Annotated in this window: 14 protein-coding genes; 6 read left to right on the top strand and 8 right to left on the bottom strand. The window is 46.2% G+C overall.

Features of this window, described 5'->3' with window-relative positions; genetic code table 11:
• Nucleotides 1–123: 123 nt before the first annotated feature.
• Nucleotides 124–855 (top strand): elongation factor P 5-aminopentanone reductase, encoded by a 732-nt coding sequence (ymfI, locus tag KTH90_RS21990; protein ID WP_158352000.1) that lies wholly within the window; start codon nucleotides 124–126, stop codon nucleotides 853–855.
• Between the two features lie 89 nt (nucleotides 856–944).
• Here the strand turns inward: ymfI and KTH90_RS21985 are convergent, their stop codons facing one another.
• From KTH90_RS21985 to KTH90_RS21955, 7 genes are all read right to left on the bottom strand, one after another.
• A complete protein-coding gene (locus KTH90_RS21985) occupies nucleotides 945–3209 on the bottom strand; it encodes a glycogen/starch/alpha-glucan phosphorylase (RefSeq protein WP_158352002.1) in 2265 nt (754 codons plus the stop codon).
• A gap of 438 nt (nucleotides 3210–3647) precedes the next feature.
• Complete coding sequence (gene serS, locus KTH90_RS21980) at nucleotides 3648–4925, bottom strand: serine--tRNA ligase (protein WP_158352004.1); 1278 nt, start codon at nucleotides 4923–4925, stop codon at nucleotides 3648–3650.
• A 545-nt stretch (nucleotides 4926–5470) separates the two neighbouring features.
• Nucleotides 5471–5653, bottom strand: a complete 183-nt coding sequence (locus KTH90_RS21975) for a DUF6472 family protein (protein WP_158352006.1) — start codon at nucleotides 5651–5653, stop codon at nucleotides 5471–5473.
• Between the two features lie 192 nt (nucleotides 5654–5845).
• Nucleotides 5846–6937 (bottom strand): hypothetical protein, encoded by a 1092-nt coding sequence (locus tag KTH90_RS21970; protein ID WP_238727483.1) that lies wholly within the window; start codon nucleotides 6935–6937, stop codon nucleotides 5846–5848.
• Entirely contained in the window at nucleotides 6909–7850 is a 942-nt protein-coding gene (locus KTH90_RS21965; protein WP_158352010.1) for an ABC transporter ATP-binding protein, read from the bottom strand. The genes KTH90_RS21970 and KTH90_RS21965 overlap by 29 nt, the downstream gene beginning before the upstream one ends.
• Entirely contained in the window at nucleotides 7838–8620 is a 783-nt protein-coding gene (locus KTH90_RS21960) for a hypothetical protein (protein WP_158352012.1), read from the bottom strand. The genes KTH90_RS21965 and KTH90_RS21960 overlap by 13 nt, the downstream gene beginning before the upstream one ends.
• Nucleotides 8617–9141 (bottom strand): RNA polymerase sigma factor, encoded by a 525-nt coding sequence (locus KTH90_RS21955; protein ID WP_158352014.1) that lies wholly within the window; start codon nucleotides 9139–9141, stop codon nucleotides 8617–8619. Before KTH90_RS21955 ends, KTH90_RS21960 begins: the two co-directional genes overlap by 4 nt.
• A gap of 276 nt (nucleotides 9142–9417) precedes the next feature.
• Between KTH90_RS21955 and KTH90_RS21950 the strand changes: the two genes are divergently transcribed.
• The 3 genes from KTH90_RS21950 to KTH90_RS21940 all read left to right on the top strand — a co-directional run bounded on the left by KTH90_RS21950 (nucleotide 9418) and on the right by KTH90_RS21940 (nucleotide 13129).
• A complete protein-coding gene (locus tag KTH90_RS21950) occupies nucleotides 9418–10497 on the top strand; it encodes a sugar ABC transporter substrate-binding protein (protein ID WP_158352016.1) in 1080 nt (359 codons plus the stop codon).
• Nucleotides 10498–10638: 141 nt separating this feature from the next.
• Complete coding sequence (locus tag KTH90_RS21945) at nucleotides 10639–12153, top strand: sugar ABC transporter ATP-binding protein (protein WP_238727482.1); 1515 nt, start codon at nucleotides 10639–10641, stop codon at nucleotides 12151–12153.
• 4 nt (nucleotides 12154–12157) lie between these two features.
• The gene (locus KTH90_RS21940; protein ID WP_158352020.1) at nucleotides 12158–13129 is read left to right on the top strand and encodes an ABC transporter permease; all 972 of its coding nucleotides are present in this window, start codon (nucleotides 12158–12160) and stop codon (nucleotides 13127–13129) included.
• Here the strand turns inward: KTH90_RS21940 and KTH90_RS21935 are convergent.
• The gene (locus KTH90_RS21935) at nucleotides 13126–14022 is read right to left on the bottom strand and encodes an AraC family transcriptional regulator (protein ID WP_158352022.1); all 897 of its coding nucleotides are present in this window, start codon (nucleotides 14020–14022) and stop codon (nucleotides 13126–13128) included. The two genes, KTH90_RS21940 and KTH90_RS21935, sit on opposite strands and share 4 nt — an antisense overlap.
• Before the next feature lie 106 nt (nucleotides 14023–14128).
• On the opposite strand from KTH90_RS21935, the gene KTH90_RS21930 reads away from it, so the two are divergent.
• Nucleotides 14129–15577, top strand: coding sequence for an L-fucose/L-arabinose isomerase family protein (locus KTH90_RS21930; protein ID WP_158352024.1), 1449 nt, complete (start codon nucleotides 14129–14131; stop codon nucleotides 15575–15577).
• A gap of 31 nt (nucleotides 15578–15608) precedes the next feature.
• On the top strand, nucleotides 15609–15923 hold the full coding sequence (locus KTH90_RS21925; protein WP_158352026.1) for an L-rhamnose mutarotase: 315 nt from the start codon (nucleotides 15609–15611) through the stop codon (nucleotides 15921–15923).
• Nucleotides 15924–16190 lie beyond the last annotated feature (267 nt).

Genomic DNA, 16190 nt, shown 5'->3' with positions numbered 1-16190 from the left:
TCATGTGTTTTAGGTTTTTGAGTAATGATCCTTGCGCTTAAGCTGTGGATTGTAGTAAGATCAGAAGAAAAGAGAATCTTTATTCGGAAGGTATGCCGGAAAAGAATAGAAGGGAATCTACACATGGGTCAAACTGTTCTGGTCACTGGTTCTTCGCGGGGAATCGGCAGGGCTATTGCTTTGAAGTTTGCTGTGGAGGGCTGGTCGGTGGTTTTGAATTGTGCCCGGTCTCTGGATCGGCTGCAGGATGTTAGGCATGAAATCGAAGAACGGACAGGTCAGGCCTGTCTTGTCTGCCCGGGTGATGTGGGAAATTATGAGCAGGCGCTGGGTATTTTTTCGGAAATTGAACGGCGTTTAGGCGGAGTAGATCTCCTGGTAAACAATGCCGGGGTCTCTCATATCGGCCTTCTGCAGGATATGTCTGCGGATGAGTGGCAGGATTTGTTGAATACGAATCTATCTTCGGTGTTTTATTGCAGTAAATTGGCTGTGCCTTATATGCTTTCAAAAAAGAAGGGACGGATTATTAATATTTCATCGGTCTGGGGAAATGTGGGCGCTTCCTGCGAAGTGGCTTATTCCGCTTCCAAAGGCGGGGTAAACGCTCTTACCCGCGCGTTGGCTAAGGAACTGGCTCCCAGTAATATCCAGGTGAATGCTGTAGCCTGCGGGGCTATTGAGACGGAAATGAATCAGTTCCTGTCCGCATCAGAGCGTCAGGAACTGATGGAGGAGATCCCTGCGGGGCGCTGCGGCGACCCGCAGGAGGTAGCTCAGATGGTTTATCAGCTGGCTCTTGCTCCTTCTTATCTGACCGGTCAGGTGATCACCCTGGATGGCGGATGGATTTGAACTGCAACGGAAGTTGATTTCGCCTTTTTATTTCCGATTGGCCTATGGAATATGCTCATAGCGCACAGGAATGTTTTTAGGTTTTCGGCTTATTTCAGTCTCCAGATATCCTCATTATACTGTTCAATGGTCCGGTCGGAAGAAAAATATCCGGCCTTTGCGATATTTACCAGCATCTTCTCACTCCATCCTTCCCGGTCCTCGTAGTCTTTGATCATCCGGTCCTTCGTACGGATATAGTCCTTCAGGTCCAGAAGCGTCATGAACCAGTCTTTGCCGATCAGTTCCTTCTGCAGCCTGTTCAGGTTTTCCGGGTCTCCGATTTTCATAAGCTCCGGGCCGGTGATAAAGTCCACGGCCTCTTTGATCTCCGGGTCTTTCTCGTAATAGTCTTTGGATACATAGTCTTCCTTGGCATAGTGTTCGATTACTTCTTTGCTGCCAACTCCGAAGATATAGATGTTTTCATCCCCGACCAGATCATGTATCTCCACGTTGGCACCGTCCATAGTTCCCAGTGTCACCGCCCCGTTCAGCATGAACTTCATGTTGCTGGTTCCGCTGGCCTCTTTGGATGCCAGGGAAATCTGTTCGGAGATATCACAGGCCGGTATCAGTTTCGTGGCCTTGGTCACGTTATAGTTCTGGACCATAACCAGATTCATGTGCCTGCGGACCTGTGGATCGTCCTGGATTAACTCCTGCAGGCAGAGGATCAGATGTATGATATCCTTAGCTGTCTCGTAGGCCGGGGCCGCCTTGGCCCCGAAGATCAGGGTGACCGGCGTGGAAGGCACTCTGCCTTTTTTGATCTCCAGGTATTTGTGTATCACATAGAGCGCGTTCATCTGCTGGCGCTTATACTCGTGCAGACGCTTGATCTGGATATCAAAGATGGAATTTTCGTCGATCTCGATATTTTCCGTCTCTGCCAGGTACCGCTTTAACGCCAGCTTATTCTCTTTCTTGATGGCAAGCAGCCGCTCCTTCACCTGGCTTACGTCCCGGTATTGTAACAGCTGTTCCAGTTCTTCCTCGTCCTTCTTGAACCCATTTCCGATCAGTGAGGCGATATAGTCTGCCAGCGGATGGTTTGCCTCCAGCAGCCAGCGGCGGAAGGTGATCCCGTTGGTTTTATTGTTGAATTTCTCCGGATAAATATCGTAGAAATGCTTAAGTTCCGACTGTTCCAGGATCTCAGTGTGCAGGGCCGCCACCCCGTTGACACTGAATCCGTAATGGATATCGATATGGGCCATGTGTACCCTTCTCTCCCCGTCGATGATCTGTACTTTCTGATCGGCGTACTCCTCTTTTACTCTGGTGTCCAGCTCACAGATGATCGGCATCAGATGGGGTACCACTTCATCCAGGTACTCGAAGGGCCATTTTTCCAGCGCTTCCGACAGGATCGTGTGGTTGGTGTACGCACAGGTCCTGGAGACGATGCCGATGGCCTCATCCATACGGATGCCCTTAAGCATCAGCAGACGGATCAGCTCCGGGATCACCAGGGTAGGGTGGGTGTCGTTGATCTGGATCACCACATGCTGGTCCAGCTTGTGCAGATCGTAACCTTTTTCTTTGCACTCTTTTAAGATCAGCTGCGCGCCGTTGCTGACCATGAAGTATTGCTGGTAAATGCGGAGCAGATTTCCTTCTTTGTCACTGTCATCCGGGTACAGGAATAAAGTCAGATTCTTTTCCACCTGGCTTTTATCAAAATGGATGCCTTCCTCTACCAGCTTTTCATCCACCGTCTCCACGTCAAACAGATGCAGTTTATTATTTTTGCTCTCGTAACCCGTCACATCGATATCGTAAAGGCGGGATTTCAGCGTGAAATTTTTAAAGGGTATATCAAAATGGATATCGGTCTGGTTCAGCCAGCTCTCCGGCTCGATCCAGGGGTTGATTAACTCTTTCTGCTTATGTTTTTCAAATATCTGCCGAAACAGCCCATAATGATAATTCAGGCCGATACCGTCGCCAGGCAGGGAAAGCGTTGCGATGGAGTCCAAAAAACAGGCAGCCAGACGGCCCAGCCCGCCGTTTCCCAGGGATGGCTCCGGCTCAGCAGCTTCTACCTCCTCTATCGTTTTTCCAAACTTCACCAGCACTTCTTCCACTTCTTCGAACAGCCCCAGATTGATCAGGTTGTTTGATAAGAGCTTGCCGATCAGAAACTCGGCGGAAATGTAATAGAGCTTGCGCTCCCCTTCGTTGTATCCGCGTTCCTTTGTGATCTCTTTTGTCAGCTCCAGCAGGGAATAGTACAATTCCTCTCTGCTGCACTCCTCCGCTTTTTTGTGATAGCGCCGAGTGATGATGTCACGCAATTGCTTTTCTATCATATGATACCTCCCGAAATATCTCACCTGTATTTTTTCACGCATTCCATAATCCTGGATTTTACTATTATTGAAGTTTATCACTACTAGGATACATGATCAATGTGAAAATTATACGATTTTGCCTTGATTTTGACAAATTTTTGAGTATCGGCTTTTTTTATCCTTCAGCTTGCGCATGGCAAACAGGCTGCCGGCGATGCCCACTCCCGCGCCCAGAAAAACGCAGGCCCGCACCATTCTCGGATACAGTTCTCGAAGCGGAATTAACCGGATACCATCCTGGAACAGAACTCCGTACGGCCAGAAACTTCTCTTTATCCGAATTTATGCATAAAAAATGTGGAAACCCTGTCCAAATTCAAAAGTTACCGGAACAACCGTATCTTTTCAATCTGAGCTAAAGATTTCCACATTTTGTATTCCATTATCCGTATCCGCTTAATCGATCACTTCTGCCCCGCCCATATAAGGCCGGAGGGCTTCGGGGATCCGCACCGTGCCATCTTCATTCAAATTGTTCTCCAGGAACGCGATCAGCATTCTAGGAGGAGCCACCACGGTATTATTTAACGTATGGGCAAAATATTTGCCGCCTTCCCCTACCGCCCGGATCTTAAGCCTTCTGGCCTGGGCGTCTCCCAGATTGGAACAGCTGCCCACCTCGAAATATTTCTTCTGTCTCGGCGACCAGGCTTCCACATCCACGGATTTCACCTTCAGGTCGGCCAGATCACCGGAGCAGCATTCCAGCGTGCGGACCGGGATATCCAGGGAGCGGAACAGATCCACCGTGTTCTGCCAGAGCTTGTCATACCACATCATGCTGTCCTGCGGCTTGCACACCACGATCATTTCCTGCTTCTCAAACTGGTGGATACGGTACACCCCGCGTTCCTCCAGACCATGCGCTCCCTTTTCTTTTCTAAAACAGGGAGAATAGCTGGTCAGGGTATAGGGCAGCTGTTCTTCCGGAAGGATCGAATCAATGAATTTTCCGATCATGGAATGTTCACTGGTTCCGATCAGATAGAGATCTTCCCCTTCTATTTTATACATCATGGCATCCATTTCCGCGAAACTCATCACACCGGTCACTACATCGCTTCGGATCATAAACGGAGGCACACAGTAGGTAAATCCCCGGTTGATCATAAAATCCCTGGCATAGGATATCACCGCGGAGTGCAGTCTGGCGATATCGCCCATCAGATAGTAGAAACCATTTCCGGCAACCCTTCTGGCACTGTCCAGATCGATCCCATTGAAACGTTCCATGATCTCTGTGTGATACGGAATCTCAAAATCCGGCACCACCGGTTCCCCATAGCGCTGTACCTCTACATTCTCACTGTCGTCTTTTCCGATCGGCACGCTGGGATCGATGATATTAGGGATGGTCATCATGATCTTCGTAATTTTCTCATTGCCTGCTTTTTCCTGTTCCTCAAGCTTTGCCAGATGCGAGGAAAACTCCGTGACCTTTTTCTTGGTTTCCTCCGCTTCTTCCTTCTTTCCCTGTGCCATCAGCCCGCCGATCTGTTTGGAGATCCGGTTTCTCTCGGCGCGCAGCGCCTCCATCTCCTGCAGTACCTTCCGGTGTTCGGTGTCCAGGGCGATCACCTCATCTACCAGCGGCAGCTTGCTTTCCTGGAACTTGTTCCTGATATTTTGCTTTACTGCTTCGGGATTCTCTCTGACAAATTTTAAATCCAGCATGTTGTTTTCCTCCGTTTCATGGCTGCCGGGTCTTACCCTCCGGCAACAAATCTTTTTATTTAGAACAGCTCTGATACCGCGGTTTTGCTTGCAAAACTCTCCGTTTCCTATGAAATAAAAAAATTCCTGTTCCCCCCTGCTATGGGACGAATAGGAATCCGCGTTGCCACCCAAATTGCCGTACACATCCGTGACGGCCTCTCGAAGGTATGATAAAGGATACCGGCCTCTGGCTTTCACCAACAGCTAAAAAAGTGGAAAGGTTCTTCCTTTCACCGGTTCACACCAACCACCGGCTCTCTGTAGAAATTCACAACCGCAGCTTTTCTCAACGCTGTTTCTGCTGTATCAGATCGTTCTGTTTTTTTATACTATAAACTGTTTTCTGCTTCTTCGCAAGGGGGAATTGGATAATTTTACTGCTTACACCGCTTTTGCGGTGCTGGGGGCGGGATAAGGCGGGCACAGGGGACGGTTTTGGGAGGCAGGGCCTAAACGAAATGGGGGCCGCCTCCGGAAACCGCCCCTGCATGCGTTAGGTATTTCTACATCTGCTTTCGGACGATCCGGTACTCATCGTCATATTGAAAATACGGACAGTCCCGGAAGGAATCGGTCAGGAATCTTCCCATCTCATCCTCGTCCAAATTGATCTGGCATTCGTAATATCCGGATTCCTCGTCATAAAAGTAATTGCCGCAGCATTCACAGTTTACTCTTTTACTCATTCTTTCGTCTCCCTGCCTCTATCTCTCTTTTGTTCAATGGTCCTCAGCCTTTTCTATTCGTCTTTGCGGTTTGTTATCAGCAATCAACTCTGTTCTCATGTATCACAGCAGTAGTTTCGTTTACGCAAACCCATATTTTACAGCTAACGGTATTATAACCGTAAAACGGCGTTTTTACCAGACTTCTTTTCTTCAGTTTCCTGCCTGATAATGGCCGTATTTTCTTCGTGCCAGCAGCAGACAGAGTGTAGAGAACGCTGCAAAGAATAATAGTTTAAAAACCTTAAAACTCACCGGATCGTGATATCCCCACGCGAACAGCAGGTAAAACGGGAACAGCATAGTAAAGCGGCGCAGCCACATAGAGAGGAACGTGACCGGTAAGGCTCCCAGGATAATCTGGTTCACTGCCCAGGGGGCCAGATACTGGATCACAGACAGGATTACTACGAGGAACGGCTGCCGGAAACAGGAGGAGATCCATATTGTGATACAGGTGTGCAGCCATGCCGCCAGCACCGAACATCCCAGCAGAAGCGCCAGCACGGCCCATACCGGCATCTTCGTGCCCGGGTCGACCATGTCCATCAGGCTGGCACTGGCCCCAAGACCGTCGAATCCGTAGGCAAAACCGTACAGCAGGAACGTAAGGGCGTACATAAAGAGCGTCAGTCCCACAGCGGCACTGAAACATACTGCGTATTTGACATGGATATCTCTTTTTTTGCCGTGTGCCGTTGTCAGAAGAATGTCAGCTGTCCGAAGTGCATATTCCTCTGAAAATAACGGGGTGATCACGATGGAAAGGTATATGCAAAGACACACAAAGATCAAAATATAGGTTTCCAAAAAAGAACTCCAGCCGCGCGTGTATCCAAAGGTGATCCCGCCTGCCGCCACCTGTCTGATCAGCCCTGACTCTTCGGGCGTATGGAGGTGGACGTCTTTTCCGTCGTCTCTGCCGGCATTCGTCATATATCTGGTCACAAACTCGTTACAGAAATTGAAATTTCCCGTGTGGTTTTCTAAATCTGCAAAGCCGTATTTGTCCAGGATCTGTCTGGCCTTGTCAAGTGTCATCACGCCCTGGTAGGGACGGGCGATCTTTCGGTCAATCCGGACCGCATCCATCCCCAGATAGGTTTTCCCGTTGTCCGTCACCATCGTATCTTCGATACCGGATGCATAAAAATAGAATACTGAAATAAACACCAGACAGAGTAATCCGATCACTGCTATTTTCTTATGGCAAAGTTTATAGAGTTCTGTCCGAAACATTTTCATTCTCCCTTCTCCCGCCCGGGCCGTAGGTTTCCCTTAAGTTTCGCATATCCTTTTGGTCGAAATAGTAAAGATACAGGTCTTCCAGCCCCGGCTCCGCTTCTGCCGCCTGTGGGAACGGCTTTTCGTCGGAGACGATGCGCACTTTTACCATCCCTTCCAGATTCTTTAGATTTGCAATCGCGTATCTTCGGCCCAGTTCTTCGGCCTCTGACGGGGGTACCATGCATTCCCATACCCGGCCTCTGACGACTTCAGTTACTTCTGTGACTGTCCCTTTTTGAATCAGCCGTCCGGACCGGAGGAGGAGAATCTCGTCCGCGATATATTCCACATCCGAGACAATATGGGTGGATAAGATTATGATCCGGTCCCTCGACAGGGAACTGATAATGTTCCGGAAACGGATCCGCTCTCTGGGGTCCAGGCCGGAAGTGGGTTCATCCATAATCAGGATGCGAGGATCATTTAACAGGGCCTGGGCGATTCCCAGCCTGCGCAGCATCCCGCCGGAGTAGCCGCGGATCTTCTGCTTTTCTTCGCCCTTCAGCCCAGCGAGGTGAATGCATTCTTCCACCTTGTCACGGGCGGTTTGCGGCGGAAGGGCTTTCAGCGCCGCGATATACATCAGGTATTTCAGGGCGGTAAAATCGGGGTAATATCCGAAGTCCTGGGGAAGATATCCGAGAAGCCTCCGGTATTCGCCGTCCAGCCTGCGTATGGGTGTGCCGTTGCAGAGGATCTCCCCTTCTGTGGGGTCCAAAATGTCACAGATCAGCCGGAGCATTGTGGTTTTCCCGGCGCCATTGGCGCCCAGCAGACCGTATACCCCCTGTGTAAAGCTCGCGGACACCTGGTCCAGCGCTATTTTATTCCTGTACCGCTTGGTCAGTCTGTCCAGTGTCAATTCCAACATAATAATTCTCCTTTCACCGCCTTTTGAAGCAGGATCCGGATCTGTATCCCAAGCACTGCCAGCATTAACAGAAGGATTCCCAGCCAGGCCGGTACCGCGGCCGTCCGGTAAGCCTCCTGTGTCATGGCCGGCATCATGGAGAACAGTACGGCTAATATGGCTGCTCCGGTTTGGATATACCTGGCCCTGCGGTTTTTAGCCAGGGTCAGGGTGGCAAAATAGACGATATTTGAGGCGGCAAATGGTACCAGCAGGTAGATACACATTACCCCGATGCCGTACTCTGCTCCCTGGTGCGTTACCAGGGCCAGCACAGTCAGAAACAGCAGATCCATTCCGCCGAACAGGATCATCCGCAGCGCCAGCATTTGTTTCATATTCAGATAAAAAGTCTGCTCCAGCTCCGCCATATGGTATGCCATGCTGCGGCCCAGTTCCTGGACACCGATGACGCCCGCGAAAGCGGCGAAGGCGGAACCGGCGGCTATATAGGTCATCGCATCCTCCACATTGCGGTTCATCCAGTACATCACAGCCAGCATCACAGCCAGCAGGATACCCTGAAGAATCCAGTATCCGGCCGACAGATATTGGAGCTGTCCGGCTATGATTTCCGGCAGGCCCGGCTGATAACAAAGAACCTGTCCGTTCACTTCCGCCCGGATTCCGGCCAGTGCCTTCTCTTTTTTGTCCGGGTCTGTCCGGTATGGCTCCTGTTCTTTTATCCACTCTTTTTTTAACCACGCCTCCGTATCCCGTTGCCGTTTCACTTCAATTCCTCCTCTTTGATCCACTTTCTTAATTTCTGTGTGCCCTGCCGCACCCTGGATTTTACCGTTGACACCCCGGTCTGCGTCATCTGGGCAATTTCCCGGAGTTTTATATCATAATAATAGTAAAGAACCACGGCTTCCCGCTGCACAGATGGCAGCTGCTGTATGGCCTGAAGGATGCATTCCCGCAGTTCCAGCCCGGCCAGCCGCTCGTCCTCCCGGCCCTCCTTAAGGAACTGGTCAAATCCTGGTATGCTGTGGTTCTTTTCCCGATAGTAATCAATACAGCAGTTTCTGGCAATTGTCAGCAGATATCCTTTCAGATTCCGGTATTGATACCGGTCTACCGTGCGGATGAATTTTAAAAAGGTCTCCTGGGCCAAATCATAGGACTGTACCGGATTTCCCGTCTGAAAACAGCAGAAACGGTAAATGTCGTCATAGTATTTCTCCGCTACGGCATTCAGAAGCTCTTTCTTTCCTTTTTGAATTTCTCTGATCAGTTTCCTGTCTTCCAAAGTTTTTACCTCTGTGATTTCCTGGTCTTCTAAATTAAGTTTCTTACCTTATTATATAACGAGCCGGCAGTCAAAAAAGTTTTAAATATATATACTTTTTATCAGATTTTTTCTATGAGAATGATTACAAAAATGCAGATATTTGTCAAAAAACGCTTTTTTGTAATAAAAGATGTAAAAGGATGAAACCTATTGAATAATTTTCAGCACATAGTAAAATTAGAAAGTAAGCAGAACCATGGAACTGTACAAAAATTATAAATATGGAGGAAAGGTATGAAAAAAGCAATAGCAATGTTACTGTCAGCGGTAATGATTTTTTCACTAACAGCATGTGGGGCTAAGCAAACGGAAGACGAACCGGCAAAAGGAGTCGGGCAGACACAGACAGACGTAAATGCAGAGACCTCTGAGAAAACACAGACCGATACAACAGTGAAGAATGAGGATTCGGATCCGATTAAAGTAGGGTTATGCAACATTAATGAAAAAGGCGCGTTTGGAAAATTGGTAAAATATGGATTTGAGCAGGCCTGCAACGAACGAGGTTGGGAATTGGTATATGCAGATAATAATTCCAACGGCCAGCAGGCGATTACAAACGCAGACACCATGGTATTGCAGGAGGTAGATTTTGTAGTTGACCTGAATGTAGACTCATCCGTGGGGGATATGGTAAAAGGGATTTTTGACGAGGCGGGGATTCCGGTTCTGGCTGTCGATATCGCCCTGGGAGATGCGCCGTTCTTCGGAATCGATTCTGAACAGCTTGGTTATTTTAATGGAGAAACAGCAGCAAAGTATATTCAGGAAAATTATGAGGGATCGGTAGATTATGTTGTATTGATGACTCAGATTGCTTCCGGCGATGAAGTGCAGAAACGTGTTCGTTCGTCCATTGACGCTTTGGATGAAAATGGAATTAAATACGGCGAAGTAGTAGAAATTGAGAGTGAAAATGACGCGGCTATCAGCCAGCAAAGATTCACAGACTTTTTGACAGCGCATCCGGATGCAGAATCTGTCATTGTATTTACCATTAATGAAAATTCGGCGCAGGGCGTATATGCAGGAGCTGTTACCGCCGGCCGCGAATGGGATGTACGTATTTTCTCAGCAAACTGCGGTGTCCAGTTTGTAGAACCGATGTATGAATCAGCTGGAAAGCAGTCCTGGGTATGTACGATTTCTAATTTTACTGAGCTTTATGGAGAACAGTGCTGTGAACTGATCGAGCAGTATTTTGAGACAGGAACTATTCCTGAAAGTACCTGCTGTAAATTTGAAGCGATTACCTGGGATAACATCAGCGAATTTTACCCGGAAGGCAATTGTCCGTGGGATAATTTTGAGTAATGCCTGTATCGGTATGCTATTACTTAAGGTAAATGAAAGAAAGCTGTCTCATATGGGAAACCGTAAATTAAAATATAAGAAACCAAAATTTTATTTTACGGTTTCTTTATGTCTGTAGATATTGAAATTCGAGGTAATAAAATGGCAGAGAAATATATGAAAAATGACCATATTGTTTCAGATGAGATCGTAATGGAAGCGAAAGGAATATGTAAAAGTTTTCCCGGCGTAAAGGCGCTTAGCGATGTAGATATAACCATTCACAAAGGGGAAGTGGTGGCGCTTCTAGGTGAAAACGGCGCAGGAAAATCCACTCTGATTAAAGTACTTTCCGGAATTTATAAACAGGAAATCGGTACGGTTGCGATGGAAGGCAAAGAGATGAATTTTGAACTTCCGTCAGATGCGACCAATGCAGGTATTGGAGTGATTCATCAGGAATTAAATTATGTTTCCACGATTTCTGTTGCAGAAAATATTTTTATGGGTAATATTCCGAAAAAATACGGCCTGGTAGATTATAAAACGATGTACAGACAATCCAAAGAGATTCTATCGCTGGTAGGCTTAACGATTGATCCCAAGATAAATATCGGAGATTGCTCTGTTGCGCAGAAACAGCTGATTGAAATCGCGAAGGTTATGTCCAACAACGCAAAAGTCCTGATCCTGGATGAGCCGACTTCCGCGTTAAATGATATAGAGGTAGGATATCTGTTTCAACTGATACATAAAGCTGCGTCTGAGGGCGTATCGATCTTTTATATATCCCATAAACTGGATGAGCTTTTTGAAGTGGCCGACCGCGTGGTTGTTATGAGGGACGGATGTGTAACTGGCCAGATCGATATGAAAGAGGCTACGAATGACCTGTTAATCTCCAAAATGGTTGGCCGGGAACTGGACGATATGTATCCTAAGATTGGCGGAGTCGTTGGAGAAGTAGCTTTGCAGGTTGAAAATCTGACAACAGACAGTCTGAAAAGTGTATCCTTTGAGGCAAGGAATGGAGAAATTTTGGGAATTTATGGTTTAATGGGGTCCGGGCATCAGGCAATCGGCTCCGCTTTATACGGACAAGATATCGTTCATGAAGGAAAAATCCGTATAAATAATAAAAATTTAATTCCAAAAACACCCCTGGACGCCATTAATGCTGGTCTTGCCTATGTTCCTGCAGAACGAAAAACAGAAGGTCTGGTTTTAAATCAAAGCGTTGCGGTAAATACGATGGCTGGATATTATAGTAAGTCCCATAAAAAGATACTGAATAACCGTCTGGAAATTGAAAAGACAAAGAAGTGGGTGGATAAATTCTCTATAAAAACACCAACAATCGATACGGCAGTAGAATCCTTATCAGGTGGAAATCAGCAAAAAGTGATTCTTTCGCGCTGCCTGGAATTAGATCCGGATGTTTTGATTTTAAACGAGCCGACACGCGGCATTGATGTCGGTGCAAAATCAGAAATTTACAGGATTCTGGATCAGTTGTGTCAGGAGGGGAAATGTGTGATTATCATTACCTCAGAGATGCCGGAGCTTTTGGCAATGTCCGATAAAATTATGGTAATGTCCGACGGACAAAAAAGCGGTTTTTTAAATAAAGATGAAGCTACGCAGGAATTGGTTGTTCAGTATGCGATAGGAGGTTAAGAGTGTGGCAAAGAAGAGTTTAAAAGAAGTTGTGGGGAAAATGACTCATACATCGTTTACGACAGTTATTTGCGCATTGGTATTGGAAATCTTATTTTTTGCGCTCATGTCTCCACATTTTCTATCTTGGAAGAATTTTTTAAATATTGGTTTGTATGCAGCGATCGTCGGTTGTGTATCATGCTCTGTAACGTTAGTCAATATTTCTGGAAACATTGACTTATCGGTAGGTTCACAGATCGCAGTGGTCGGTATGGTAGCTGCGGTTGTAAGCCGCGCAGGCTATGGCTGGGAAATCACATGTATCGCGGCATTAATTGCAGGCGTCGTTTGTGGCGCGGTGAACGGTTTTTTCATTACGGTATTAAAATTAAATGCATTTATCACCACCATTGCAACGATGCAGTCTTTAAGCGGAATCGCCTATCTGATCTCGCAGGGGCAGTCTCTGCCGATTTCTAATCCGGAATTTACCTTCATCGGAAGAGGATATCTGGTCGGACTACCGACTTCTCTGTGGATCATGCTGATATGCTATATCATCTTTCATATTATTTCAAAATGGACCGTATTCGGAAGATCGATCTACATGATAGGCGGAAATACGCAAGCCTCCTTCCTGGCTGGCATCAAAGTCAATAAAATACGCTTCGAATTATATCTGATAAATGGATTAATGTGCGGCGTTGCCGGTATTATCTTATCGGCACAGACAGGAGCAGGTATGCCAAATGCTGCGGCCACTTATAATATGACGGCTCTTTCCGCTGTTATCCTTGGCGGCGCGGCTTTAACAGGTGGAAAAGGAACGATATTCGGAACATTTTTGGGTTCTATGATATTGGCTATGCTGAATAACGGAATGACGCTTTTATCCGTAGGTTCCTATTGGCAGTATATTATTATCGGCCTCGTTCTGTTGGCTGCAGTATCCATCGATGCGATTAAGGGAGGAAGCCTAAGACGGAAAATCTAAATATCAAGCACTAGATTTTGTTTGCTGGAACGCAGTCCACGGGGAGACATACCAGTTTTTTGACGAAATGTTTTTGAAAAATGATGAATATCGCTGAAGCCGGTGGTATCAGCGATCTCTGAAATTGTCATATCTGTAGAAGTGATCATTTCGATTGCCTTGGAGATACGGTACGCCATCAGATATTGATGCAGTGATTTACCTGTATATTTTATGAACTGTTTGTTGAGATAATTTGGATGATAATTAAAATGCTGCCCGATAGTGACATTTGTAATATTTTCCGTATAATGCTGCTGGATATAGCTTAAAATTTGCTCTGCCTTTTTCGCAGAAAAGGAACGCTGATTTTGTCCGAGTGAGAGTGTGCGGTAGCACTGGGAAAGAATAGACAAAAAAAGTCCGCTTAAACGCTGGCTGTAAAAAATTTTTTTAGAATCAAACTCGATTAGCATATCCTGTAATGTAGATTCCAAGCTTTGCATATTTTGCAGATAGATAAACTGATTCATGGCAGGCATATCAGTTAGAAAAACCCGTTCTAAAATCCTATTTTCATCAAATATTCTGATCGGTTCAGGCGGAATCGGAACCACAAGGTTTTTATTACTTTGCGTATAATCGAAGTTTACGCCCAGGAGAATCAGGAGATTCCCGTCATCGCTGACCATACGGTATTCCGTACCGGAATGATACATAAAAACATCGCCGCGGGAAAGGCGGTAAGAGGCATCAATGGTATAGAGACAGCCGCTTCCTTTAGAAACCAAGAAAAAGCGGCAGTCATATGGCCGGAAGAAATCGGGATACTCTTCCTTTGTGACACGAAAACGCTGTACGTATCGAATATTGGGCTGAATGTCGGCAAAGTCCAGGGAAAAATTTAACGGCATAGTTTATTTACCTTTCGAAAACAGTTCTAACTACAGTTTAACAAAAATTTTTTTTTATTCAACAGAAAAATATCTTTCATGTCTAAGAGTTAAGGAGATTAGAGAAATGGTAGAACGATTAAAACAGCGAAATGCTAGAATCGGCGTATTTGGCGTTGCCCATCCGGTATACTGGGGACAGTTTCCGGGCTTGGAAGAACAGTTAATGAAATATCATGAAGAATTCAAAAAAATCGTATACGAAAACGGAGTGGATGTCGTAGATTTCGGAATGATCGATTACAGCGAAAAGGCTTTTGCTGCTGTGGAAGAGATCAAAGGCGGCAGGATAGATATTCTGTTTTGTAATATGCTCACTTATGCAACCTCTTCCGTGTTTGCACCGATCATTCGAGCATTAGATATTCCGATTATTTTAGTGGCGCTTCAACCCCGAAGACAGTTAGAGTGTGAGGAGGCAAACACCCGCCAGCAGCTGGAAAATGATAATATCTGTTCGGTTCCGGAATTTACGGGGGTTGCGATCCGTATGGGTAAAAAGGTCCAGGATGTGATTATTGGTGTATTATATGATGATAATGAAGCAAAAACAAATATTTCAGAATGGTGTGAAATTGCAAAAGTGCTTCATGATTTAAAAGGCGCACGTTTTGGTTTGATGGGACATGTGCTGGAGGCTATGTATGATATGCATGCGGATCCAACGGCAATTGCAGATGCATTTGGCGTTCATGTTCCTCTGCTTGAGGTGGATGACGTCTTAGCGGTATATGAAACAGTAACGGAAGAAGAGATAGAAGAGAAAAGCAGGCTGATTCTGGAATGCTTTGACACTCCGGTTCCGGTTTCCGATCCATTGACGATGAAACTGACAGAAGAAGATCTGTATAATGCGTCCAAGACAGCAGTAACGTTAGATAAGTTTGTGGAAAAATATAATCTGACAGGTCTGGCTTATTATTATAACGGGCGGCCGGATTCGAATCATCGGCAAGTAGTGAGTTCTTTTATCGTGGGAAATTCTTTGTTAAATGCAGAAGGGATTCCTATGTGCGGAGAGTTTGATATTAAAACCTGTATCGCAATGTTTATTATGGATAGATTAAATATTGGCGGAAGTTTTGCAGAATTTCATCCATTTGACTTTGATGAAGATTATATTATGGTTGGACATGACGGACCTCATCATATTGCGATTGCAGATGGGAAACCGGTGCTGCGCTCCCTCAAAAAATTCCATGGAAAGCCGGGCTCAGGCGCTTCCATTGAATTTAAAATCAAAGAAGGCCCTATCACGATGCTTGGAATTACGCAGAGCTACGATGGGAAGTTTAAATTTATCCTTGGCGAAGGGATTTCAAAGCATGGACCGATTCCGCCCACAGGAAATACAAATACGCGAGGATTTTTTGAGCCGACTACAAAAGAATATATCAAAAAATGGGTAATGGCAGGCCCCACCCATCACTATGCTCTTGGAGTCGGACACCATGCAGATACCATTGCTAAAATAGCGGAAGTACTTCATATCGATTATGAAATTATAAAAAGCTGATTGGCTTTGACAGGCAGGAGTAATAGAAATTATGGAAAAAAGAGTGTGGACAGGAAAAATTCTTCCGGGAAAATTAGAGGAATATATTCGAACGCATCAGCAAATTTGGCCGGAAATGACAGAAGCTCTGAATACACAGGGAATTCACAATTATACGATTTGGAATAACAACGATACAGTTATCGGGTATTATGAATGTGAATCCCTTCAATATGCGGACAAGGTCAAGCAGGAGTCGGAGATTTGCAAAAGATGGGCTGAAATGATGGGAGGGATCATGGTATTGGATGCAGAACCTGAGACAAATGAGATCAAAAGCTATCAACAAATTTTTGGTCACAAATAAATGCGGAATTATCAGGAAAATCCTATATTCTCACATACTTTAGGTTACTTGCCCCCCCCTGAGACTGTCCGAAAACCAGGGCGCAGCCCGCCAGGTGTCCGCTTTGTACGGACGTATCCTATGGGGCGCCCGCCAGGGAGAGCGGTGTCTATGGGCCTCTTCCTCATATAAGGCGCCCGTGTGAAATCTAAATGAAATCGGGCCGTCCGGTTGTGGGCGAAAGACTGCGTTCCGTGCAGTCTTTCGGTGGCTGTTGAGCCGCGAATG

The sequence above is a fragment of the Diplocloster modestus genome (assembly GCF_019042245.1).
Classification (GTDB): Bacteria; Bacillota; Clostridia; order Lachnospirales; family Lachnospiraceae; genus Diplocloster; species Diplocloster modestus.
The sequence above is the reverse complement of the archived record's forward strand: the minus strand, read 5'-3'. Positions and strand labels throughout refer to the sequence as shown.